At 42.2% G+C, this 25,052-nt stretch carries 23 protein-coding genes; 12 read left to right on the plus strand and 11 right to left on the minus strand.

Annotation, left to right across the window (positions count from 1 at the left end):
* Nucleotides 1-36 precede the first annotated feature (36 nt).
* Nucleotides 37-789: a TorF family putative porin gene (locus AAEZ02_RS09675; protein ID WP_351122880.1), complete on the minus strand. Its 753-nt coding sequence runs from the start codon at nt 787-789 to the stop codon at nt 37-39.
* Nucleotides 790-1,205: 416 nt separating this feature from the next.
* Here AAEZ02_RS09675 and AAEZ02_RS09680 point away from each other — a divergent pair, with 416 nt between their 5' ends.
* Together AAEZ02_RS09680 and AAEZ02_RS09685 are read left to right on the plus strand one after the other, a co-directional pair.
* Complete coding sequence (locus AAEZ02_RS09680) at nt 1,206-2,777, plus strand: YjjI family glycine radical enzyme (RefSeq protein ID WP_351077700.1); 1,572 nt, start codon at nt 1,206-1,208, stop codon at nt 2,775-2,777.
* Nucleotides 2,770-3,690: a YjjW family glycine radical enzyme activase gene (locus AAEZ02_RS09685; protein WP_351122883.1), complete on the plus strand. Its 921-nt coding sequence runs from the start codon at nt 2,770-2,772 to the stop codon at nt 3,688-3,690. The genes AAEZ02_RS09680 and AAEZ02_RS09685 overlap by 8 nt, the downstream gene beginning before the upstream one ends.
* Nucleotides 3,691-3,743: 53 nt before the next feature.
* On the opposite strand, the gene AAEZ02_RS09690 is transcribed toward AAEZ02_RS09685, so the two are convergent.
* From AAEZ02_RS09690 to AAEZ02_RS09710, 5 genes are all read right to left on the minus strand, one after another.
* The gene (locus AAEZ02_RS09690; protein ID WP_101031581.1) at nt 3,744-4,664 is read right to left on the minus strand and encodes a LysR family transcriptional regulator; all 921 of its coding nucleotides are present in this window, start codon (nt 4,662-4,664) and stop codon (nt 3,744-3,746) included.
* Between the two features lie 286 nt (nt 4,665-4,950).
* Nucleotides 4,951-5,892 (minus strand): NrfD/PsrC family molybdoenzyme membrane anchor subunit, encoded by a 942-nt coding sequence (gene nrfD / locus AAEZ02_RS09695; RefSeq protein ID WP_101031583.1) that lies wholly within the window; start codon nt 5,890-5,892, stop codon nt 4,951-4,953.
* Nucleotides 5,889-6,461: a 4Fe-4S dicluster domain-containing protein gene (locus AAEZ02_RS09700; protein ID WP_124011449.1), complete on the minus strand. Its 573-nt coding sequence runs from the start codon at nt 6,459-6,461 to the stop codon at nt 5,889-5,891. The genes nrfD and AAEZ02_RS09700 overlap by 4 nt, the downstream gene beginning before the upstream one ends.
* 28 nt (nt 6,462-6,489) lie before the next feature.
* Nucleotides 6,490-8,772, minus strand: coding sequence for a thiosulfate reductase PhsA (gene phsA, locus AAEZ02_RS09705; RefSeq protein WP_351122887.1), 2,283 nt, complete (start codon nt 8,770-8,772; stop codon nt 6,490-6,492).
* A gap of 250 nt (nt 8,773-9,022) precedes the next feature.
* Nucleotides 9,023-10,879 (minus strand): sensor histidine kinase, encoded by a 1,857-nt coding sequence (locus tag AAEZ02_RS09710; RefSeq protein WP_124011451.1) that lies wholly within the window; start codon nt 10,877-10,879, stop codon nt 9,023-9,025.
* A gap of 178 nt (nt 10,880-11,057) precedes the next feature.
* Between AAEZ02_RS09710 and AAEZ02_RS09715 the strand changes: the two genes are divergently transcribed.
* The 5 genes from AAEZ02_RS09715 (at nt 11,058) to AAEZ02_RS09735 (ending at nt 15,081) form a co-directional block, all read left to right on the plus strand.
* A complete protein-coding gene (locus AAEZ02_RS09715; RefSeq protein WP_101031591.1) occupies nt 11,058-11,654 on the plus strand; it encodes a response regulator transcription factor in 597 nt (198 codons plus the stop codon).
* 671 nt (nt 11,655-12,325) lie between these two features.
* Nucleotides 12,326-12,967 (plus strand): peroxiredoxin, encoded by a 642-nt coding sequence (locus AAEZ02_RS09720; RefSeq protein WP_124011452.1) that lies wholly within the window; start codon nt 12,326-12,328, stop codon nt 12,965-12,967.
* A 57-nt stretch (nt 12,968-13,024) separates the two neighbouring features.
* Complete coding sequence (locus AAEZ02_RS09725; RefSeq protein WP_351077688.1) at nt 13,025-13,894, plus strand: MBL fold metallo-hydrolase; 870 nt, start codon at nt 13,025-13,027, stop codon at nt 13,892-13,894.
* Nucleotides 13,895-13,911: 17 nt separating this feature from the next.
* Nucleotides 13,912-14,661 (plus strand): sulfite exporter TauE/SafE family protein, encoded by a 750-nt coding sequence (locus tag AAEZ02_RS09730; protein WP_206191805.1) that lies wholly within the window; start codon nt 13,912-13,914, stop codon nt 14,659-14,661.
* 15 nt (nt 14,662-14,676) lie between these two features.
* The gene (locus AAEZ02_RS09735) at nt 14,677-15,081 is read left to right on the plus strand and encodes a rhodanese-like domain-containing protein (protein ID WP_124011454.1); all 405 of its coding nucleotides are present in this window, start codon (nt 14,677-14,679) and stop codon (nt 15,079-15,081) included.
* A gap of 81 nt (nt 15,082-15,162) precedes the next feature.
* Here the strand turns inward: AAEZ02_RS09735 and AAEZ02_RS09740 are convergent, their stop codons facing one another.
* Together AAEZ02_RS09740 and AAEZ02_RS09745 are read right to left on the minus strand one after the other, a co-directional pair.
* On the minus strand, nt 15,163-16,032 hold the full coding sequence (locus AAEZ02_RS09740; RefSeq protein ID WP_101031599.1) for an MBL fold metallo-hydrolase: 870 nt from the start codon (nt 16,030-16,032) through the stop codon (nt 15,163-15,165).
* Nucleotides 16,033-16,299: 267 nt separating this feature from the next.
* The gene (locus AAEZ02_RS09745; RefSeq protein WP_124011456.1) at nt 16,300-16,950 is read right to left on the minus strand and encodes a Tll0287-like domain-containing protein; all 651 of its coding nucleotides are present in this window, start codon (nt 16,948-16,950) and stop codon (nt 16,300-16,302) included.
* Nucleotides 16,951-17,243: 293 nt separating this feature from the next.
* Between AAEZ02_RS09745 and AAEZ02_RS09750 the strand changes: the two genes are divergently transcribed.
* The gene (locus tag AAEZ02_RS09750; RefSeq protein ID WP_351088490.1) at nt 17,244-18,566 is read left to right on the plus strand and encodes a sigma-54 interaction domain-containing protein; all 1,323 of its coding nucleotides are present in this window, start codon (nt 17,244-17,246) and stop codon (nt 18,564-18,566) included.
* Nucleotides 18,567-18,592: 26 nt separating this feature from the next.
* On the opposite strand, the gene AAEZ02_RS09755 is transcribed toward AAEZ02_RS09750, so the two are convergent.
* From AAEZ02_RS09755 to AAEZ02_RS09765, 3 genes are all read right to left on the minus strand, one after another.
* Complete coding sequence (locus AAEZ02_RS09755; protein ID WP_101031603.1) at nt 18,593-19,138, minus strand: NifB/NifX family molybdenum-iron cluster-binding protein; 546 nt, start codon at nt 19,136-19,138, stop codon at nt 18,593-18,595.
* Between the two features lie 408 nt (nt 19,139-19,546).
* A complete protein-coding gene (locus AAEZ02_RS09760; RefSeq protein ID WP_124011458.1) occupies nt 19,547-20,803 on the minus strand; it encodes a Y-family DNA polymerase in 1,257 nt (418 codons plus the stop codon).
* 11 nt (nt 20,804-20,814) lie between these two features.
* Nucleotides 20,815-21,222, minus strand: a complete 408-nt coding sequence (locus AAEZ02_RS09765) for a LexA family protein (RefSeq protein ID WP_101031607.1) — start codon at nt 21,220-21,222, stop codon at nt 20,815-20,817.
* Nucleotides 21,223-21,531: 309 nt separating this feature from the next.
* Here AAEZ02_RS09765 and AAEZ02_RS09770 point away from each other — a divergent pair, with 309 nt between their 5' ends.
* Genes AAEZ02_RS09770 through AAEZ02_RS09785 form a run of 4 tightly spaced genes read left to right on the plus strand, consistent with a single transcriptional unit; the run spans nt 21,532 to nt 24,992 of the window.
* The gene (locus AAEZ02_RS09770; protein WP_124011459.1) at nt 21,532-22,644 is read left to right on the plus strand and encodes an MlaE family ABC transporter permease; all 1,113 of its coding nucleotides are present in this window, start codon (nt 21,532-21,534) and stop codon (nt 22,642-22,644) included.
* Between the two features lie 2 nt (nt 22,645-22,646).
* The gene (locus tag AAEZ02_RS09775; protein WP_124012107.1) at nt 22,647-23,411 is read left to right on the plus strand and encodes an ABC transporter ATP-binding protein; all 765 of its coding nucleotides are present in this window, start codon (nt 22,647-22,649) and stop codon (nt 23,409-23,411) included.
* Nucleotides 23,408-24,391: an MlaD family protein gene (locus tag AAEZ02_RS09780; RefSeq protein WP_124011460.1), complete on the plus strand. Its 984-nt coding sequence runs from the start codon at nt 23,408-23,410 to the stop codon at nt 24,389-24,391. The genes AAEZ02_RS09775 and AAEZ02_RS09780 overlap by 4 nt, the downstream gene beginning before the upstream one ends.
* A 4-nt stretch (nt 24,392-24,395) precedes the next feature.
* Nucleotides 24,396-24,992, plus strand: a complete 597-nt coding sequence (locus tag AAEZ02_RS09785) for a PqiC family protein (protein WP_124011461.1) — start codon at nt 24,396-24,398, stop codon at nt 24,990-24,992.
* Nucleotides 24,993-25,052 lie beyond the last annotated feature (60 nt).

Raw genomic sequence — 25,052 nt, forward strand, 5'->3', positions numbered from 1 at the left:
TTACAGATTCACAATAAAAGACGTTATATTTTTAATTTAAAACCTTTTGCTGATGCCAACAACCACTCGGTCATCAAAGATTTTTGTTTGAGTGCCATAGACCTTATGATCGCTATCCATGGTACTGCCATGATAACGGACATCGAAATTGATGCCGGCATAGGCTTTACTTAAACCCAAGTTCCAGTGCCCCCAGCCTTCTGCACCTTCTCCCTCTAAACCTTGATAACCGATGCTGGCTGAAAAATTTACACCATTATCAAATGCGTAGCTCGGATGGACCGCATAGTTAATACCTTGCCAACCTTCTACGCCAAACCAGTCATCGATGGTTGGAGTCACTTCTAGTTGAACATTAGCGTGTCCGAATTGCTTGCCAACCTTAATCCATAATTCTGTATAATTAGAGTATGAAGCGCCAGGATAAAGATAAGAGAAAACCATGACGTCGTAACTGATAGTGCTATCGCCAAATTTACCCGCTTTACCAATATAAGGTGCGGTGACAATTTCTAAATTAGGGTCGGCAAATTTAACATTTGAAGCAAACATGCCGGCATACCAACCAAGCTCATTGCCCCAACCGAGCGTACCTTGTACCACCGGTACTTCGCCATCCATGGTTTCTGATTCACCTCGAAAAACATAGTCAGAAGCAAAGGTTAATTTACCGTTAATAGTGCCACCAAGGACATCCTGATCAGTTGCGGCATGAGCAAAGGCGCTTGCCGATAGAATTAAGCTAGCTAATAAAATTGACTGAGCTAATTGAGTTGTTCTGATGTTCATATTTATCACCCTAAAATGGATTTTCTTGTTGATAGAGTGACTATATGTAAAATATATGAATGGCTACTGATTTAGATATGAACTAATAAGTAACGAATATGAAAAATTATGAATACCAATATTTAACATGACCTAAAGCATTCTGGCTCTGTTGATTAGATTTTAATTCCATTGACGATGAACAATATAATAGTCGACACCTATAGGGCTTACCTTGCATTAATATATTTACGCAAAAATAAAGCATTCTAGAATGTAGCTTGTGATCTTCATCATCGGATTTCGATTCTATCAATAGCCGCTTCGGCTATTTTCACTGTTGAAAACCTCCGCCACTGAGTAGATTGGTGGTTATCAACAATGGTTACCAGCATTGGTCTTAATATCATTGCTCATAAAAATAGTGGAATTTCATCATGGCATTACAAGATAATATTGTTCAAATAGTCAGCCACCCTCACCTTTCTCCTAAGCAAAAATCGAATTATTTGGCATTAGAAGCTGAAAACAGCCTGCCTTATGTGGCGGTATCTGAGCAGGTTAATAATGCGATGACGGACGGCATTATCTGCGATATGTTTGAAGGCCACGCACCATTTAAGCCGCGTTATGTGTTACCCGATTATGCTAAATACCTTCAACAAGGATCTGAGTATTTAGAGCTTTCGCCCGCAGAAGACTTTGATGACGCCTTAAATGCATTAACCATTCTTTATCACCATGTGCCGTCGGTGACCAATATTCCGGTGTACTTAGGCCAATTGGATGGGTTATTAATGCCTTTTACCCTAGGGCTTGATGACGATGCTATCTATCGCAAACTAAAACGCTTTTGGATTTTACTCGATAGAACCTTACCCGATGCGTTTATGCATGTGAATATAGGTCCGACCGATAATATTATTTGTCGTACCATATTGCGAATTGATGCCGAGTTACAGCAAATTGCACCTAATTTAACCTTTATGTACGACCCCGCCGTCACCCCAGATGATTTATTACTGCTCGCCACCACCAATATTTGTCAGTGCAGTAAACCTCACATTGCTAATTACCCATTACATGCCGAAACGTTCGATGAGCGTGGTTTTGGGATTGTCAGTTGCTATAACGCTTTACCATTAGCTGGCGGCGCCAACACCTTAGTACGACTTAACCTTAAGCAAGTTGCCATAAAAGCCACCAGCATTGCTGATTTTTTTGAGCAAACGTTAACTCATTATTGTCAGCTCACGTATGAGCTTATTGAAGCGCGTTCGGCCTTTTTACATCAACAATCACATTTTTTTGATAGCTTTTTAGTTAAAGAACAGCTCATTGATGAGTCACGGTTTGCACCAATGTTTGGGATTTATGGTATGGCTGAAGCGGTCAATATTTTACAAGCCTTGCCCACGCGTGGTTTAGCCGACGTAGGATCCACAAACAGTGTTAATCAATCCGGTAACGGTTATGGACACGAGCTTGAAGCAAATGAACTCGGACTGAGGATCTCTGCCGCATTAGATAAAATTGTCAAATCGACGCCGGTGACCTATGGCTACAAAGGCCGAGCATTATTACATTCTCAAAGCGGTATTAGTCTGGATAAAGGCGTAACCCCAGGGGTTCGTATTCCCTATGGTACAGAACCCGATCCCATTAGCCATATTCAAGCATTAGCGAAACATCATCAGTATTATACCGCTGGGATTAGCGATATTCTCACCATAGATGAAACTGTAAAATCTAATCCTCAAGCTATGTTCCAACTCTGTAAAGGCGCTCTTAGCTCAGGTTTTAGAGAGTTTACCGCCAATGTTGCTAATAATGATTTAGTCCGCGTGACTGGCTATATGGTAAAACGTTCAGACATTGAGACGTTTAAGCAATGTGGCTCGCGTACCAACACCACGGGCTTAGCCGCCGAGGCTGCTACCAATACAGGGATATTACAGCGCCAAGCTCGGGTGATTGCTCACGAACAGTCGCCTCTTGTTTATGAGTAAACACGCCATTGTAAGCCAAATATTGCCGTTTTCATGTGTCGATGGGCCTGGCAGTAGATTGGTAATTTTCCTGCAAGGCTGCAATTATCAATGCAAAAACTGCCATAATCCTCACACGATAAGCTTGTGTGATGCTTGTGGCGATTGTGTTGAACATTGCCCTGAGCAAGCACTGACACTCATGGCGTCACAAGACGCTCTTTCATATGACATAGCGTTGCAAGGTGCTGTGGTAAAGGAGAAGTCGCATATAGTGTGGAACAGCTCGCTGTGCAGTCAATGTGATACATGTCTTGCGGTATGCCCTAAAAAGTCAACGCCCAAAACGTCCAATTATACCATTGAGCAAATGCTTGAGGTCATTAGCAGTCAACGGCATTTTATTGATGGTATTACGGTCAGCGGCGGTGAAGCCAGCCTGCAATTACCTTTTGTCATTGAGCTGTTTAAGGCGATTAAGTCATCTGAGCACTTATCACATCTTAATTGCATGATCGACACCAATGGCAGTTTACCTCCAACGGGTTGGCATAAGTTGCTGCCTTTTTTAGATGGCGCTATGGTTGATTTAAAAGCATGGCAACAAGATACCCACCATTACATCACCGGCCGTGATAATCATCCGGTATTTAAATCCATTGAGTTACTTGCTCAGCATCATAAGCTTTATGAAGTGAGACTGTTACACATTCCTGGGATCACAGATTATGATGTGGAGATTAACTCCCTAGCGACATATTTACAGCAGCTACCCAGCGATACCCGAGTTAAGTTAAATGCGTTTCACCATCACGGTGTCGGACAAGTTGCTTCGACATGGCCGCAATGCACCCAAGCCGATATCGAAGCCTTAGCGTCTCAACTTACCCAGCGAGGCGTAAGCAATATCGCCTTGCCGGCCTTGTACATTTAATGTAACTGAGTACATTCAATTTAATTAATTTAACTAAGCGCATTTAATTCAGCTTAGCGACTGCACAGCAATATTTGCTCATACAACCAGCGGTGCGCAGGGTCGTTCATACTCTGGCGATGCCAAACAAGACTATAAGCCACTTTGCCGTAATCTATGGGTAATGTTTTAATGATCAATCCTTGGGCTTGTTTGGCCATTGACGCCCAGCGGCGCGAGCACGTAAATAGCAGTTCACTGTGATGGCACATTAGCGCTGCACTGCCAAAGTCTGCCACCGAAATGGGTACGGCGCGCTTTTTGGATTGCTGAGCCAGCAAAATATCAAAATACGGCGTGCTTAGGTCGGTATCTGTGATGCCGATGTGACTAAAATGCAAATAGTCATCGAGGCTGATGTCTTGCTGCAAAGCTAATGGGTGTGATGAATTCATTAAGCAAACCATCTCATCATTTATCAAGGTTTCCCATTTTAAGTCTTCGTCTATATTAGTCGGTTGACTTAGGTCATGGGGTAAAATGATAAAATCTAACGAGCCCTTTAGTAGCCCGTCAAAACCAATATTGTCTTTACTGTAAATATCTAAATGGATATTGGGCGCCAAATTGAGAATATGAGCGCTTATTTTGGCGGCCAGCAGTTCAAAGGTGCTTTCTCGCATGGCGAGTGAAAATCGCCCCTGATAATCGGCAGGAGTAAACACATCTTGGCTCATGATATGGTTTATATCATTGATCATTTGCTGCACGCTTGGGCCTAACCTTCGCGCTAAGGGGGTGGCAATAAGTGAGTTGCCATGTCGATAGAATAATTCATCATTCAGGCTTTCTCTTAACTGACTCAAGGTTTTACTGACCGACGATGGGCTTAAGCATAACCGTTCTGCACTGGCGGTTACACTGAGGGTATCAAGCATCACATGTAAAGTGATTAAATGTTTCATGCTGATACGGGAAAGTTTAGCCAAATCCATTAGCGTATTGCCCCTGATAAGTGGTGCATTTGTTTGCAAAATATAAACGTAAATTAGCCTGCAGTATAGGCTACACAACCACAATCAAGACCCGCTTCACATTGCTAACTGATATGGTTTACATTTCATCCAGAAGACGGGTTAGATCTTCAGCAACAGCCGAACGTTTCAGTCATAGCGGTTGAAATAAGCGTTTTTGTATTACCCATAAAAAACTTCCTCTCAGACAAGTCCGAGAGGAAGTTAAATGAAGCACACTTTCTACACGTTAAGCTAGCGTATTTCTCTAACTAATATAGCTTTGACCAGCATAGACAATGAAGTGACGAAGGGCTAACACCCCGGTCAAACTACAACATGCCACGGTCAACATTAAGGCTTTACTGTGGCGAGCGCTCGAAGGTAATAGCATTGCCAATAATGGAATAGCGAAGCCAATTCCAACCACCCCAATCCAAAACACGCTTGCCCAAATACCGGTATTTAACGATGCTAACGCAGTAGCGGCTGAACCGCCAGTGAAATAGAGTGCGCTAAACAGCATCACTAGAAACATCATTTCAGCAATGATAACCGGTAACTCAATGCGGTGCATTTTGGCAACTTCAGGGCTATGGGTATCGGTGTTAAACATCAATAACGCCACCACAAGGTTAGCAGCTGCTCCTGCTGATAATCCCGACACTAAAAATAGTGCAGGTAATACCGCAGTGTTGAGCATTGGATAAGCATTCATCGCCGAGATTAAAAAGCCAGTATATGCGCCAACCCCAATAGCAAGGATGAATAGCAATACTTCAATAATCTTACGGAACGGCATTAGCAAATCGGCAATGCCGGATAAGAAACCCAGCTTCCACTTAGGTAAATCATCCTTAAGCACGATTAGCGCATAGGCGATACCCAGTGGTGAATATGCCAATAACGCTGCAACACCTATTGCCATAACAGACTGGAAGTTATAATTAACTAATATCAGCCAGAAATGAAACGGTTTAGTTAAATCAAACACCAAGCAAGCTAAACCTAAACTGATTGCCACCGGTCCAATTAGCGCTGCAGCTTTTAATATTGGACTTTCAGTTTGCTTATCACGGCTGTACCAACGCATACCAATACCAATGAGTACGCTACCTGCTGATAAACCGGCCATAAATAAGTAGACTGCGATAACCCAGTTCCATGTCACCGGATCATATTGCGCCATATCGCCCCATGTATTATTCATGACTCAATCCCTCCTCGTTTAGTTGGAATACGATACACACGAGGCTTAGTGCCTAAGTGAGTTTTTTCTTGATAGGTTATTTTAGTATTAAGTAATAGTGCAACCTCACTTTGACTATCGTTAGCATCACCAAAATACAACGCATCTGTTGGACATGCTGTGACGCAGGCGGGTTGCTCACCTCTGGCTAGGCGAGTGTCTTTACAGAAGTTACACTTGTCTGCAGCCTTGGTGATTGGATTGATAAAGCGGACTTTATAGGGACATGCCGCCACGCAATACTGACAACCGACGCACTTATCATTATGAATTGACACTAATCCATTTTCATCAATATAAGCCGCTCCTGTTGGGCAAACACTTACACACGGTGCATTTTCACATTGCTGGCAGGACACGCGATTATATTTAAAATGTAGATGAGGAGCTTCACCAAAAGGCCCTTCCACCCTAACCTGCAAGCGTGTGACACCCTCGGGTACGTTGTTTTCACTTCGACAAGCTATATTACAAGCTTGGCAGCCGATGCATTTGTTTTCATCATGCACCATGACATATCGTTTATTCATAGGAGATTCCAAATCTATTATTTACCGGCTAAATTTTTACCAACTTGACACCAGTGGTATGTAAATTCATGCCACAAATGGGCGCAATGACATTCGGAAGCAGATTGCCACAATGGATACCTTTTCCTGTTGCCCTTACCAGCTCTTTGTTTTTAGAGCCAAAGCCCATGTATGCAAATACCGTGTCTTGGCGAATGCCCGGAGTCACTAAAGCGGTTCCTTCTTCACTGCCAACACTGCTGATTAATTGAATGGCATCGCCACTGTGGATATTTAATCGTCCAGCGGTTAATGGATGGATCCAAACTGCGTTGTTAGACATAAGGTTGGCCAGCATTGGCACATTATGTGTTGCGCCGTTGGTATGTACGGCAACCTTACCTTGGATAAAATAAAACTCGTCAGCTTGCTTTAGTTGCACATTTCGATGCTTAATCACGCCTCGGCCAGGTGCCATGTCTTCTATTTTTTGCGATGTTAATTCAATTTTTCCACTGGGGGTTTTGAACTTCATTGCCGTTGCATAGCAGCCATCTTCATCAACACTTCTCGCGTTTGGAAAAGCCTTAACGAACGCTGCAACCATCTCAGGTTCACGCAGCATCAATGGCTTACCATAACTGACATAACCCATTTTTTTGATGTTTTCCAATAAGCTATGGTCACGATTAAGCTGCATTAATTGCAACGTTTGCATATTTTCCCAAGGATAAAATTTATCAAGTCCCAAAGACTGGCCTAACTCTTTGAATATTTGCCAGCTTGGGCGTGTATTCCCAATAGTTTCAACAACACGTTGGCGCACATAATAAGCAGGATTTTTGCCTGATTTATCTTGTATTTCTTCATCTCGTTCAAGGTAGGTTGACTCAGGCAAAATATAGTCTGCATAGGCTGCGGTTTCGCTGATATAAAGATCGCACGACACCACTAAATCTAACGCTTTAAGCGTTTGCTCTACTTTGGCCCTGTCTGTAAGAGTCTGCATAGGGTTAGTGCGGCTCATCACCCATGCTTTTAGTTGATAGGGTTTTGCTTCTAACGTTGCATCCAATATGGTTTGATAAATCCCCCCTGAAGACCACATCATTGCGTATTGCTTTTCAACCTGGTCAATACGAATTGCTGAAGATTTAGGCATACCTTCAACACCCGGTTTAGCTAATACTGGGGCGATATTTTCACCGGCAAATTTATTGTAGCCGGGTGCTTTTTTACCCATGTACAAACCACCTTTACGTTCAATGTTGCCAATTAATATATTGGCAGCATATAACGCACGGCGCATATCGAATTCTTCAGGGGTAAAAGTAGCGCGATGACCAAAGTCGACAACCGCATGTGGCGCATGGCTAGCATATTCGTGAGCGATACGGCGAATGGCACTAGCAGAAACATCTGAAATAGTTTCGGCCCACTCTGGCGTGTATTGCTCGACCTCTGCAGCGAACTCATCAAAACCCACTACAAACTTTTCGATAAAATCACGGTCGTATAAGTTGTCATAAATTAAAACATGACATAGCGCCAGAGCAACTGACACATCAGTACCAGGACGTATCGCATGCCATTCATCTGCTTTGTCGGCCACAATGGAAAAACGTGGTTCGAATACGACTAATTTAGCGCCTTTATCCATTTGCGCTTGCATCATTCCTCTGGTTTCAGACATATTGATGCCTTCATAAAGGTTATGACCAAAGTTAATAATGTATTTAGAATTACTCAAATCGCGCTTCATTTTGGTGCCAAATATCGCCTTAGCGGCCACCACATAACTTCCTGGACAGGTTGAAGCATGGGTAAATGTGTTTGGCGAACCGAATGCTTCAGCCAGATGAAATATATGACCAGAAAGCGAACCAGACTTAGATGAGAACGCAATGGTTTCTGCACCATATTGTTGTTTAATTTGGTTCATTTTGGTTGCAATTTCTTTATAAGCATCAGCCCAAGAAATCTCAATCCATTCACCCGCGCCACGTTCACCAACACGCTTCAATGGATTAACAATCCGCTGTGGATCGTAAAGTAAACTATGACCTGCGCCACCTCTGGCACAGACCTTGCCGCCAAATGATTTGGCTTCTTTATTGCCGGTAATAAAGACATTTTTCCCATCAACTATGCGCGCTTTTATAGGGCACCGAGTGGAACACATCTCACAAATACTGGCCACTTCAGAGGAAACACCTTTGAGAGGTTGTTTTTCTAATGCTGCCAGTGAACCAGGAAGAATACTTGCTAGCGCACAAGATGCACCACTGACCCCAGCTCCCTTCAAAAAATGACGCCGATTTAACTCAATCATGATTGCCTCTTAACCTTCGACGAGGTGCGAAGTTATTACGGTTAACGTATGATTAATGGAACTTATCAAAACTTATAAACTAATAAGCACCATCGCTAAACAGATTGTTAACCGACCAATAACTTAAGGATATTGTGGTAAACCACATCGAAGATAATCATTTGATTGATATCACGGTTTCAGCGCGCAATTAAAGAGATAGCAACATATTACGAGAGTATATAAAAGCGGAAGACGAATTCTTAATAGGCTAATTAGCAGAGTTATTTAACGGTATATCGATTAATACCCGACAACCCATTTGCCAAGCTGAATCTGGATCATCTTTACATTTGGATAAATTTATTTTGCCACCAAACTGCATAATGACATCATTGCAAATGGCGAGACCTAAGCCTAAACCGTTTTCTTTAGTGGAGAAAAAGCTCGTTTTAAAATCATCTGCAGAGCAGCTCAAACCAATACCGTTATCATAAATTTTCAATTTCAATCTATGGTCAACAATATATGAATCAATCCTAATCCGGTTAGGGATTTTTGCTGAGAAACCTCTTTCTGACATGGCATCAACAGCATTTTTTAACACATTAATTAATACTTGGCAGAAGCCCACCTTATCGCCGGTTAATTTGATGTCAGTACTAGTGAGTTGAGTGTTGAGTTTAATATTATGAATTTTAAACTCATGCTCGAGTAACTCTAGGCATATCATTAATTGTTCGTGTACATAAAACTCGGTCGCTTCAGCGTTCTTTCGTTGCAACAAGCCTCTTATTCTATGGACTATTTCACCGGCACGAATCGACTGTTGGTGTATTTTATCGAGCAACTGATACTGTTTAGAATCTTCCCCAGTATTATTGGCCTGCTCAATCATACCTCCTTCACTATATTGTGTTATCGCAGCAATAGGTTGGTTAAGCTCGTGGGCTAAGCCCGCACCTATCTCGCCCAAAATGGCTGCACTTTGTAAACGCTCTAATTGCAATGCTTTGTTTTTTAATTGTCGTTCACTGCTTAATAAATTTTCACTCTTTTGTCTAAACCTATATTCCAGCCATAAGTGATAAATTGTTGCGATAACAAATAAACCTAATAAACCAAAGCCCCACTTTTGATTCAGTTTAATCCATTGCCAAACTTGTAAATAAACCGGCATTTTATTGGACTCTATATCAAGTTCTTTAAATAACTTCACCACTTGAAATTGGCTAATGGGTGCTGCCCAACCTCGATTTTGACCCACAATTGAAGCTTGATGAGTCGCACTGACTGAAAGCAATGCGCGAGTAATATCGGTTCTCACTTTTAATGGCACAGCATCTGACGAGGCAAACGACCAATTAGGATATAGATGCGTACTCACTGCACATTCATAACCTTCTGGTGTGACATCATTGATGACTCTATAATCGGCAGCATTAATGTAGCCATCTCTAACCATCTGCTCTAAAGTACAGAATGGGGTAATGGCAATATCCGCGGTGCCATCACGGACTTGGTAAATTAACGGCTCTAATGGAAAACCGAGAAAAGTCACTTTACCGAAAAAGTTATTTGTCGAATAAGCCTTGGAATTAATTAACCCTATTGCGGCTTGATAACCGCCTAATGCACTAGGGTCACTGGCCACCACGGAATGCCCAGACAAATCTTCAAGAGTCTTATATGGACTTTCACTGCGAACAATAATGGTCGCCCCAATCGCAAAAGTACTGCCATTATGCTGATTGCTTTTCATTGTGGCTAACCACGAAATAGGAAAATCACTACTCATATTAAAGTAATGCCCAGGATTGGTGACGACAAATTGCACCTGACCATTAAGTAACTGATCATTCATATGATTAAAATCTAAGGGCACCACTTCAAAACTGGCGTTTTTTACTCTTTTGGTTAAATAGGTCATTAATGGCTGCCAGCGTTGTATGCTTTTAGCCACACCATAGTTGGCTAATACCGCAACACGGTAATGGACCTGAACAGGATCTTCATTTGCAGCTTGCTGTTGAGCGACTGGCGCAATTTTGGCAGACAGTGCAAACGTTGCTGTTGAATGAACCAACAGAAAAACCAATATAAACCATAATAACAGTCCAAAACGCATCAGTAAGCTTCACCTAAATCAATGTCAATACAGCACAATAAAGGCTAGTTTAATGCAGTTATAGAAACAAAAAAGTTGCGTGTCGCACAAAAAACTCATCTACAATTTGCTCAATCTATAACAAGGATTACACTGTATTTATAATCAATTAACTTATGCTTAAATAACTTATAGCCAAATGCCGAATTTAAACAATATTTTTATGGTTGATGATGACCTCGCGATCCTTGATTCAATGCAATTTATGCTTTTGCAATACGGTTTCAACTTACAAATATACCCATCAGCTAATCAATTCCTTGCCAATAGTGATATATCTCAGCCAGGCTGTCTTATTGTTGACAGTAAAATGCCGGAAATCACCGGCCAAGAATTGCAACAAACACTCGTCAAAGGTAAAAGTCCGTTAGGGATTATTTTTCTGACCGGCCATGGTGATCTGCCGATGGCGGTTCAGGCATTTAGACAAGGTGCCTGTGATTTTTTTCAAAAACCGGTAAAAGGAATAGAGCTTGTTAGTGCAATAGAGAAAGCATTAGCTACTAGCAAATACACATTTGAAGCAATGCAATTAAGGCAACGTTACAGCACCCTAACCGAAAGAGAAAATCAGGTGCTACATCTATTAATTGATGGAAAAACCAATAAGAAAATGGCAGATATTCTGTTTGTATCGTTGCGAACCATAGAGGTTCACCGTTCAAAAATAATTAAAAAGCTCCAGGTACGTAATGCAGCTGAGTTAGCCAAATTCAGTCCCTTACTTGTTGACTAGCAAATTTCATTGATTATTTAGTGGTTACTTAACTGGATATTTAAGCTGCACTACTAAAGGTTATTTGTTCTACGTGAATAATCGATAACGCAACACAAGCAAACCAACAGCGCTATTAAATCAAGTTTTTGGATAATATGAGATAACGTTACAAACGTCCTTGTATAACCCTGTCGACTTAATTAAATTATATTCAATAGCATCAGCAATACTTTCTCTCTTTCGCTGATGCTATCTTTAATTCATAAAATGCGATGTTAAGTTACACCAGATGATGTTCTGAGTCGTTTGCACGCTGCCCTAACCTTGTTCTGGCTCTCTTTAGTGAAGATATTCGCGCATACGCCTTGTTTGTTCATGCCTCAATTCACCACTAATAGCATTTGTAGCAATACTCTTCGACCCACAGCGACAATTAACACAGTCAGTTTTGTCGCTTATGTCATATTTGACACAATAAAATGACAATTTATGATTTCCTTAATAAAACTATGACGTTAAAATTAAATATAAAAACATTAAACTGTTTATAATCATAAGCTTAATAAGTATTGTTATTTTTATTTTAATCTGACTGATGTTGGCCCAGCTATTGCTATTACTAAGTATGTTCGCAATCTACTTTATAGATTAGATTTGGATTAACTTAACCACTTTTTTGGAGTAATAACATGACTGATTCTATTGTTTCTTTTCCACAATTAAACCGACCCGCTCCGGCATTTAATACCAAGACCACACATGGCATGCGTTCACTCACTGACTATAAAGGCAAGTGGCTAGTATTGTTCTCTCATCCGGCTGATTTTACGCCTGTTTGTACTACAGAGTTTATCGGTTTTGCCCAACGTGCAGAAGAATTTGCCCAGCTTAATACCGAATTATTAGGTTTATCCATCGACAGTATTCATTCACACATCGCTTGGGTACGGAATATTGAAGAAAACTTCGGTGTTGAAATTACCTTCCCTATTATTTCCGACTTATCAATGGAAGTGGCTAAAGCCTACGGCATGATCCAACCCGGTGCGAGTGATACCGCGGCCGTCCGCGCGACCTTCATTATTGATCCTGAGGGTATTTTACGTGCCATGGTGTATTACCCAATGAGTAATGGCCGCTCTATCGATGAATTTGTTCGATTAGTCAAAGCATTGCAAACCAGTGACGCCAATGGCGTTGCCACCCCAGAAAACTGGCAGCCTGGTGATGACGTGATAGTCCCCCCACCAGCCACCACAGCAGAAGCCAAGGCCCGTTTAAGCCAAGGGTTTAAATACACAGATTGGTACTTTAGTAAAAAGTCGCTTTAAGCCTTTACCAGCACAGGGGCGCGAGTCCTTGTGCATCATTTATATAGGAGGTTTGTGATGAATTCGACGTTTAGTGTGCATGAGTTTTTAGATGAAGACAGTGAAACATTTACTTATGTCGTAGCCGATAATGCGACCTCATATGCAGTGATTATTGACCCTGTTTTAGATTTTGATTATAAATCGGGCCGCACTGATACCCGCAGTGTGCAACGTGTTTTACATTGGATTAACCGCCAGAAATTGACGGTTAAATGGATATTGGAAACCCACGCCCATGCAGACCATTTATCTGCCGCCAGTTTTCTGCGTGACAAAATAGCGGGCCAAATTGGTATTGGTGAACACATCACTCAAGTACAAGACACCTTTAAAACGATTTTTAATCTAGAGCCAGGTTTTTTGCCTAATGGCAACCAATTTGACCGGTTATTTAAACATAATGACCGCCTAAAAGTGGGTGATATGACGATTCGCATTATGCACACACCGGGCCATACACCAGCCGATCTAGCATATATCGTTAATGAGCAAGCGGCTTTTGTTGGCGACACTATTTTTATGCCTGATGTGGGTACCGCCAGATGCGATTTCCCTGGTGGTGATGCCAATACCTTATACGATTCAATTCAGACATTATTCAGCCTTCCTGAAACCACCGATATTTATGTGTGTCATGACTACCCGACCGAGGGCCGTGACCACCAATTTAAAACCCAAGTAAGCCTACAAAAAAAACACAATATCCATGTTAACGACAGCATGAAAAAAGCAGATTTTGTGGCACTTCGTCAACAACGAGACGCGACATTAACCATGCCAAGGCTGATATTGCCAGCGATTCAAGTCAACATTCGCGCAGGGCAACTACCAGCGGCTGAAGACAACGGCACTGTGTATTTAAAAATACCCATTAATATCCTTTAAGCCTAAGAGTAATCAAGATGATACAAGCAATCATTGGCGCATTATTAATTGGTTTCGTGTTAAGTGTTTTAGGCTCTGGAGGCTCAATTCTTACGGTTCCGGTGTTGCTATACCTTATTGGTATGCAAGCCGAGTTAGCCATTGCTTCATCATTATGCATCGTAGGAGCGATAAGTTTAATCAGTAGTATTGGTTTTATTAAGCAAAAAAAGGTCTCTTGGCCTCATGTATTTTTATTTGGTTTACCCGGCATGGCGGGTACTTATTTAGGTGCATGGACCAGCACCTTTGTCACCAGCGACATACAGCTAATGGTGTTTGTCATGCTAATGCTCATTGGCGCCGTCATGATGTGGCGTAATCAATCTAGCAGGTGTAAAGCGGGTGAACTAAATATCATTAAAATCCTCTCACAAGGTTTAGCTGTCGGTGTCGTGACCGGATTTGTTGGCGTTGGCGGTGGATTTTTAATTGTCCCAGCACTGGTTTTGCTCGGTGGTATTGAAATGTGGCTGGCAATAGGCACCAGCTTGGTGATTATTGCCATGAATTCACTGGTGGGCTTTGTTAAATATTACAGCTTGCTGTCAAACAAAGGACTTGAATTTGATTGGTCGGTTATCGCCATCATGATTGCCGGCGGGCTTGTCGGCAGTATTGCAGGTCAATGGATAAGCCAATATTTACCCAAAGCCATTTTACAAAAAATATTTGCCGTCTTTTTAGTCATGATGGCGCTATTTATGTTATCAAAATCTATCATTTAATATCACGAGGTACACATGAAAACAGCTCAAGAATACATAAGTGAAATCAAAGCGAATATTAGGGAAGTGAGTACTCATGAATTACATACCGCGATGAGTAAACCAGATGTGGTGATCATTGATGTTCGTGAGCATGAAGAGTTTCTGACAGGTCACATAGAAGGTGCAATAAATTTTCCTCGTGGCGTATTAGAGATGAAAATTCATGAACATCCTTTGGTGAGTCATCACTGTGAATGGGTATTAGCATTAACTGAGTTAGCTCAAAAAGACATATACCTTATTTGCCGTACGGGTGGTCGTTCAGCACTTGCCGCAGCATCATTACAGAATATGGGCTTTACCAAACCATTGTCTGTCGCTGGTGGCATGATGCAATGGCAACAAGATGAATTTCCGTTAGTGCCTCATAAGGTATAAATGCATCCAACATAAACCAGCATGTTGTGGTTTATTGCTCATTAATCATGACTGATTGCTGATTTCTAATGGCTAATCGATTTATGACAACTGGTTAAGCGGTATTTTAAGGTAAGCGTTACCCTTACGGTCTGCTGGTGGCATGTTACCTGCTCGAATATTAATTTGGATTGCCGCTAACAATAGATGCGGTATATCAGAATCAATGTGGCGTTGTTGATGTCGCTGAACAAACTCAGCGAGGGTCACTTTACCGCCGACAACGCAGTTATACCTTTTCTGCGCAATCACTGATGTTTCAAATATATTATCTTGGCGTTTGTATCCAAGGGGATCATGCCCTATAAACACCCGAGTACAATTAGGTAACGCTAATATATTGTTAATTGAATGATACAAGGTGGTCGTGCTGCTATTGGGGAAATCAGTATTCACAGTACCCCATTCTGGCGTAGATAATGTGTCACCGACAAATATCACATCTTCAATGAGATAGCTCACACAAGCAGGTGTATGTCCGGGTGTATGCATAATGTGAATAGTTAAATGACCCAATTTAATGAGTTCTTTATCGGTAAACAGTTGATCAAACTGCTCGCCATTGCACTGAAAGCTCTCATCGAGATTTAGCAATCTTTTAACGGTGTGCTGGACTTGAGTAATGTGCTCACCAATCCCCGTTGTTCCCCCGCGTTTGGTCTTGATATAACACGCCGCAGACATATGATCGCAATGTGCATGAGTTTCTAAAATCCATTCAATTTCAAATCCATGCTTATCGATATGATCAATGATGTTATCGGCAAAACATGTACTTATAGTACCAGAGGCCATATCGAAGTCTAAAACGGGATCAATAATCGCACTTTGACGAGTAGCAAGATCGGTCACCACATAGGTAATAGCATGACTAGTATGATGATAAAAAGGATCAATACGGATTTTACTCATAACAATTAACTCCCAACAAAATACCCAATGCATTTGTTAGATAAAGTCTCAGATCAATATTAGCAATAATGGTTAACATCATTTTGTAAATGACTGATAAGGAATCGTAAAGGCAGGATAATGTTAACGTAAACCACCACCATAAACAGCCCATGGGTCGCTGTGCTGTTTGCTTTAGCACCTAGCAGCGAAGCGTCCTAGGCTCTTGCTATAAGCCGCGCAGCGTCCTCGCTTCTAGGTCTTTCGCTTATATTACTTCAGCTTTGATTACGGCTTTGTTGTTGCTGTAACCGATGCGGCTTGATTATTGATAACCTTTTGTAATGAAAACGCACCGCGAATATCACCGAGGGCAAAGTTAACTGCTTTATCATTAGGATAGGTTTTGTTAATCAAAGTACTCAGCTCAGGATTAATATTACTACCATGACAACCTAAGCATAATTGTTGCGCTGGTATCGCCTTCATATAACGAAACTGTGTTTTGCCATCTTTGACGATAAACTCACTCGCCACAATGGGTTTATCAGCAGCTTGCTGTCCTGAAGCATTAACACGTTCAAATTGCTGTAATTGTGTTAACTCCCAAGCATCGGGCGTATTGGCTGGATTACGCACTCGCAAACTGGTCCGGGTAAGTGTCCAGCCCTCTTTTGAGTTTTCTGCTGCAATTGCAGGTGCTACCGCTTGGCACACCGACACTGCGTTGGTTAATCCACCTTGCTTAATGGCTGTCTTTAAATGACCTTTCAGTGCTTGGCTAAATTCGGCAATTCGTTGATTGGCCTGTTGTTCAAGCACTTGCTGCTCGGTTAATGATTCAGCTTGTCCTACCGTCGAGACGCTCATAAGCATGATTAAGCCGGCCATTTGGCTAGCCTTAATCAATGATTGTGTGTGTTTGTGTGTTAAGCGCATTATTGTTATTCCTCTATTTAAAATCGTTTAATCTCAATGAGTTTTAGGGTTATAAAAAACCTATGACCGAGTCCAATCACAAAACATATAGCAAGATCAATACAAAGCTTGTGCCATATTACACCGACAAATTTAAAATATATAAAATCAGCCACTTAAAATTCATTGATATTTGCGAGAGGCACATGCTAGGTTATGAACTGACAAATATGGCATTGTAGTGACAAATATTGCGCTAATAATGTCACTTTAGAGATTAACTGATTAATGTGTACAGTAAGCGAGAGTGATAAATGAGTAACACCACTGTTGTGCAATCAATGATAAACGCGATTGATAAACCGGCAATATTTATTACGCCAGATTATGTTATACATGCGGTTAATCAAGCCTATTTAGAAACGTATGATACACAAGTCATATTAGGCCAAAGTAAATGCCATCAGATATCTCATCACAGTAATGAGCCTTGTGATAAACACGGTGAAGAGTGTCCTTTGCAACAATGCCAGAGTACCGCAAGGGCTGCCAATGCCGTGCATATTCATAGCACTGCACACGGTAAGTCATATTGCGATATTTTAATGAAACCCATTAAAGATAACAGTGGCAAGGTATTGGGATATCTGGAGGTTTTAGATGCCATTGATTATGCATCAACAGAGTCTAAAAAAGGCACCATGGTCGGTCAATCTGCGCCGTTTAAGCAAATGCTCAACAGAATTAACCGAGCATCTCAATCCAGTATTGCGGTGCTATTGCAAGGTGAAACCGGTGCAGGTAAAGAACTCGTCGCTAAAGCGGTGCATCAAGCCAGTAGCCGCAATGATAAACCTTTTGTGGTTATTGAATGTACCGGCCTGAGTGAAAACCTGTTCGAAAGTGAGTTATTTGGTTACGAGAAAGGAGCCTTTACCGGGGCAACCACCAGTAAAAAAGGTCTGATTGAGATAGCCCACGGCGGCACGGTATTCTTTGATGAGATTGGCGATGTACCGATGAACATGCAAGTTAAACTGCTGAGGTTGCTAGAAACCCAATGTTATCGCGCCGTGGGTGGATTAAAACAAAAACGTTCCGACTTTCGATTAGTCAGCGCCAGCCATAAGAATTTACTCGATTTGGTTGAAAAAGGTGAATTTAGACGCGATCTGTATTACCGCATTGCCGGATTTCCCATTTACTTACCCTCGTTGCGTGAGCGCCTTGATGATATTCCAGGACTCGTAAATCATTTTATAAAGTACTCTGAATACAAACATAAAAGGTTTTCGGCTAACGCATTAAATCTGCTCAGTCATTATGCATATCCAGGTAATATTCGCGAACTGAAAAATATTATTGAACAATCGGCACTGATTGCCAACGAAGATATTATCCACAGCAGTGATTTACCTGAAAGCGTTCAACCTAACCACACATCGACAGATAACAAAAATACACTAAAAACGGCAACGGAACTCATGTCACTCGATGACGTGGAGTACGCATATCTTTCTCAGGTCTGTCAGCAATTTCAAGGATCTCCAGCAGAATTAGCCATTAAGCTTAATATTAGTGTGCGGACCTTATATCGTAAATTACAGCGCTATGAGCTAAAGCTAACAGCGCTGTAATGACGTAATATCAACCATAGTTACCATTAATGTTGATGTATTAGTGAATGCTTTTTATTGCAACACGTTTTCATTGTTGCGGTTGCTGTGCCCATTTCTGATCCGCAGCAACGTTTCTTTGTCGCCATTTCTGATCCACTGCAATGACCATCGTGACTGCCCGCTTCTCCGTCAGCATGATTATGATCACAACAACCACCATTCGCTTGTTTAGCAATATGCTTAGATGAAGGGCGTCCCTGACTTGCCTCGGTATACTCCTCACAGTCAGCTAAATTAGCACCGGCAAGATCGTCTATTGCTGTACGACCATTTTTAGCATGAAAAACACTCAGTTGCCGACTTAATAATTTAGCTAATAGTTGTTGGCCAATGTTACGTACGATCACGCGATTAGCGCCATGTGCCAGTATCAAACTGACTAATTGTTGTTTACCCTCACATCCATCTGTTAGTGCAGGATTGGCAAAACGCCCTTTCACTTGACCTTGATCGTCAATAAAGAGCACCTCATCAGCTTTGCTAAAATGGCTGGAAATATGTTCGTCTTTCATTGGTATGGCGGTAATCATCATTTCTCCTCATGTGCATTTTGCATTAACAACGCTTTACCATTAGTTAAGTCGTCCATTAATTTAAAACACACAGATTTAAGTAACTTCAACTCGGGTTAAGAGGTGGGATAAATAGGCTTAACATAGCTTTTGGCTGCCCCATTAATAGTTAACTGAATTTTAGCGCTTGGTATAACCAAACTACAGTTAATAGCATATGCTATATATACGCTTATTTATGGCATATGCCAGCTTTAATTTAGGGTTTGTGATCTGTTGCACTATTTATATCGACATCAATTATCTAAACATCTGACTGACAATCATTAGTGCCCTTGACCTTATTGCGATAAAAATAGCGGGGCGATTATTCGCTCTGTAGTGGCATTAATCATGAAAAACGAATAAAAAAACCAATAAAACCCCTTAGCATTTTATCTTTGGCAAGCATTTCCATTGGGTCGAATATTGAGGTGTTAGTAAATCACGGCGCATGGCCCACTTTTGCTCTATCCCTTGTGCGGCCAGAAACACAGTGTCGCGACCGTAGCGTTGGTTGATGCCATCTAGCGTGTGCATTAGCGCATGGGTGACCTTAGCGGTATTAAATAAATCAAATTGAAAATGCTTCTCGCTGGCTAAATCAACTAGGCCCACGCCTATTTTGTAATAGCGTACTCCTTGACGAAATAGCCTTGGAGCAGCGTGGGTCATAGCTTTGGTGAGCTCAACGCTGCAATGGGTTGGGCATGGAAAATGTACGATGACTTTATAACTTACTGGCTGTTCGTCATGGGGGGAATTACTCGCAAACAGCAACATGGTTTTACAATGGGAGTCTTGCTGACGCGCTTTGAGCGCCGCAATACCAACATGCTTACTTAACGCTTGTAATAATGACTCATAATCGGTGATGCGCTCGCCCACACTGCGGGTGGAGAAAATTTGCTTTTTATCAGCCCTCGCCTCATCCCATTGTTTACACACTTGGCCGTTAAGCTCGCGCACCGTACGCTCTATTTCAATACTAAACTGCTTTCTCGCAAGACTGGGCGGCATAGAGGCGAGATCAAATGCGCTGCGAATATTGATTAACGCAAGCTTGTTACTCATCTTCCTGCCAATTCCCCATACTTCTGCAACCGCCAACTGTTTTAAAATGTCGGTACGTTGCTGCATAGTCTCGATAACGCACACACCTTGGTATCCCTGGATTTTTTTAGCGGCGTGATTAGCAATTTTAGCCAAGGTCAAGGTTTCGGCTATGCCAACACAAACAGGTAGGCGCGCTTCTTTCCAAACCGCGCGGCGGATTAACTGACCTTGGGTATGCAGGCATTTGATCGCGGGATAACAATGCTTAAAAGACAGAAAGCTTTCATCAATCGAATACACATGCTGCTCTGGGGCAAAACGGCCTATTATTGCCATCATCTTTGCCGATAAATCGGCATACAATTCATAATTAGATGAGCAAACGATGACATTGCGCTGGGCGCATAAGGCTTTAACTTGAAAATAAGGTAAAAACTTTTGAATGCCAGCCTCTTTTGCATGTCGATTAGCGGCCACAATACAGCCATCATTATTGCTGAGCACAATCATCGGTCTACCACGCCAATCAGGACGAAACACCTGTTCAGCACTGCAATAAAAAGCATTGGCATCGACTAAGGCAAACATTTTACCTACTCTTATTTGCTTACAAGCAGTGGGCTTTGACGATGACAACGAATTGAGCGGGTCACCACGCCTTCAATACTAAAATCATCATAGTCGCAGATGGTCACTGGTAAATATTGCTCATTCGATGACACTAGCATTCGCCGTGGCATGTCGAGAATTTTACACACAAATTCACCATTAAAATTAGCCACAATCACATCGCCGCTTTTCGCGGTTTCATGGCGATCGACAATCAATAAATCGCCATCGAAGATCCCCACTCCTTGCATCGACTCGCCCTGGGCTAAGCCAAGAAAAGTCGAACTGGGATGCTGGATTAATATCTCATCAAGACTTAAGCCTAATTGAAGGTATTCGGCTGCAGGGCTTTCAAAGCCAGTAATACCGGCACTCGCTGCAATAGGAATAATGCGCATATGACAACCTCGCACACTTATAACGTGTACTGTATAAAAACACAGTACATCTTACCGCTAAATTTAGTTGGTGCAAGTTTATTTATTTTTTCTTGCGCCATGCCCTGTGCTTTTCAAGCATTGGAGTGGTTTTTATTGAACTTTAGACGCCGCTACACGGCAACCTTATCTGTTGTTTATGAAAGAATATGTTCAAGGTCAAAATATAATCAGAGTGATTGGTCTACACTGATCATCAGTACAAGAATTAACCTAGTTCGTGTATAGCGTAACCAATAGCATTATTTTTCCCTTTGCTCGGGGTCTAGTATGACACTCGCTACATTCCACATTGATATGCAAGATGATAACTGTTCACTGCATCTTACGGGTGATTGGCAATTGGGCCAAGCGCCACTGGGCGCGGATATTTGCGCTACGCTACCCTCTGTTTGTCATTCCGTCACATTAATCACCACAGAGTTGTCGCACTGGGACTCAAGTCTCGCCATTGCCTTATTACAATTGTCACGTTGGTGTGAACAACAACAAATCGCCTTAAATGTAAAAGACACCCCACAAGGATTACAGCAATTACTACAACTTGCTACCGACGTTCCTGTTTATCAAGCAACCAATGATGCTGCCATTGGCGGATTATTAGCAGCCTTACGTAGCTGGCTTATTGTGCAAGGTTTACAAGTACACGACGGATTAGTGTTTGTTGGCGAGAGTTCACTGGCATTGGGTCGTTGGTTCAGAGGCAAAGCCAGTACTCGTCGCAGTGATATCGTGTTTTTTATAGAACAAGCGGGACCTAAAGGACTGGCTATTGTCACCTTAATTAGCCTGCTTGTGGGAATGATATTGGCCTATTTAGGCTCGGTACAGCTGCGGCAATTAGGGGCTCAGGTGTATGTTGCAAATTTAGTGGCTATCGGGATGGTGCGTGAAATGGGCGCGCTCATGACAGGCGTTATCATGGCTGGCAGAACAGGGGCTGCTTATGCTGCGCAATTAGGCACAATGCAGGTCAATGAAGAAATTGATGCTCTGCGCGTAATGGGCATTTCGACCATGGAATTCCTGGTTTTACCTCGATTATTGGCATTGATTTTTATTATGCCACTGATGTGTATTTATTCAGATGTGATCGGCATGATCGGCGGTGCGATTGTTGCCAATGGCATGGGCGTAAGTTACACCCAATATATTTTGCAAACCCAGATTGCGATCGATTGGGTAGACATTTCCACCGGTTTGATAAAAAGCCTCATTTTTGGCTTTCTGATTGCTATAGCGGGTTGTCAGGCAGGCCTTCTTTGCGGTCGAGATTCTAATGCCGTTGGTTTAGCCACCACCAACGCTGTGGTTAAGGCGATTGTCTTTCTTGTGGTCTCTGACGCCGCGCTTAATATTTTGTTCGATAAATTAGGGATCTAATGATGCTTGATGATGCCTTTATCAGTGTTCGCAATCTTTGTGTCGGTTATGGCACTACCGAAGTGCAACGACAGTTAACCTTCGACATTCACAAGAATGATATCTTTTTTGTCATTGGCGGAAGTGGTTGCGGCAAAACGACCTTGCTTAAATCAATGGTAGGACTGTTAACTCCGCTCAAGGGCGAAGTACGCTATCAAGGTAAAAACTTTTATGACGCAGATGAACCGGCGCAAGTGGCTATGCTTAAAGACTGGGGCATTACCTTTCAAACTGGGGCGTTGTTTTCCAGTATGTCACTTGCTGAGAATGTGGCTTTACCGCTGCAACTGTATACCGACCTTTCGGAGCGGCAAATCGCTGAAGCCGTGGCCTATAAACTTGCATTAGTTGGCTTAGCCGGGTTCGAGAAATTTTATCCTGCCGAGTTAAGTGGCGGCATGCACAAACGCGCAGGGTTGGCGCGCGCGATTGCACTGGATCCACAATTGTTGTTTTTTGATGAACCCTCTGCAGGATTAGACCCCATTAGTTGTATGCGCTTAGATCATTTAATAGTGCAAATCTGCCAAGCACTCGATTCGACCGTGATTATCGTGTCGCACGAGCTGCCCAGTATATTGTCAATCGGCACCCGCTGTGTGTATCTGGATAATCAAACCAATACCATGCTCGACTGTGGCGATCCGAGAGAATTAAAACTTAACAGCAGCCAACCTCGGGTGCGACAATTTCTCAATCGTGCTGACAAAGTGGAGGCATCATGAGTAAAAGCCAGCGACTTCCTCTTGCGATTGGTGCCTTTATTCTGGGCGCTATTATCTTAGTGTTTATTGCACTGTTATTCTTTTCTGGAGGACGGATATTTGCCGAAAAAGCCCCCGTAGTGATGTTTTTCAACAACTCAATCCAAGGGCTTCAGGTGGGCGCCCCCGTGAAGTTAAAAGGGGTTGTGATCGGTGAAATAAGCGATATCAGTATCGATTTCCCCAATAACAATAGCCAAGGTATTACCGCCGCTGTTCATGCTAATTTGTTGTTGAAACGCATCAATCTAAAGGGTATTCAAGTGGGCGAAGAGTTTTTCTTCCACGCCATCGATAACGGTTTACGTGCCCAGTTGAATTATCAGAGTTTATTAACTGGGCTGCTCTATGTTGAGTTAGATTTTTATCCCAGTACTGTGCCTCAGTTTCATGGTGGAAACAACGCCATATTAGAGCTGCCAACCATAGAAACTGATTTCGAATCCTTGTCAAAAGATTTGCAATCTTTGAACCTTAAAAGCTTAGTCAATAATGTTGATAATTTGGCCCAACAACTCAGCGACATAGCTGCCAGCGGACAAATACAACAGGCACTGGAAAGCTTTGACAGTGCGGCTAACGCAGTCAAAAACACCGCTGTTCACATCGATACGACTCAGGCTACGTTAGGACAACATAGTGCTGAAGTTCTGGTCAAACTGGATAATCTACTTGTCCAATTGAACCAAGATGAACCTAAGGTTATTCAATCACTTGATCACAGTTTGACGGCATTACGCGAGACATTATTAAGCATTAATCAGCTCACATCCCAAGCGGGTAATTCACTTGCTCAAGATTCGCCGCTATTAATCAAGTTAGATAACACGCTAGAAGAAATTCACCGCGCCGCGCGATCACTACGCAGTTTGAGCGAAACCTTAGATGAACAGCCTGAGGCCATCATCCGCGGCAAAAAAACCATACCTTTAGGAGAATAACGTCATGAAATTTGGGTCGTGGTCAATTCATTGGGGAGCCTGCCTACTTGCGCTTAGTCTGCTTTTTGGCTGCCAAAGCTCACCCACGAAACAGTATTTTGTGCTCACGGCTATCCCCAGCCAAATTGAAGCGGGCAGTACACGCTTAGATCGTGATATTGGTATTGGGCCAGTCGAGATTGCTGAGTATCTTAACTTCACTCAGGTGGTGTACCAGCGGGAAGATGGCAGTTTGCAAAGATTCACCAATAGCTATTGGGCTGAACCACTAGACCAAGGCATTAGTCGGGTCATTCGTCTTAACCTTAGCCAAGGCGATCGCAGTCGTAACTTGATATTGTTTCCTTGGCGAGCAGATAACCGTCCTCAATACAGCATAAAAATTAAAATCATCAGTCTCAATCGTGATGGCGTCAACGCCAGAATGAATGCTAATTGGGAACTAATAGATATCCCATCAAACCGTCATATAGAACGACAACATTTTGCGGCGACGACTGAGGCAGGCTCAACAGCCGCTGAATTGGTTAACGCGTACAGCTATTTATTAGCTCAATTGGCTCAGGAAATTGATAAATCGCTGCAACGACTGCCTAATTAAGCGACCGCATGACGATCTGGTTAACTAAGTTCTGATTAAAAAGTAATAGGCTGTGACAAC

The organism is Shewanella sp. T24-MNA-CIBAN-0130, from assembly GCF_040310185.1.
GTDB lineage: Bacteria > Pseudomonadota > Gammaproteobacteria > Enterobacterales > Shewanellaceae > Shewanella > Shewanella psychromarinicola.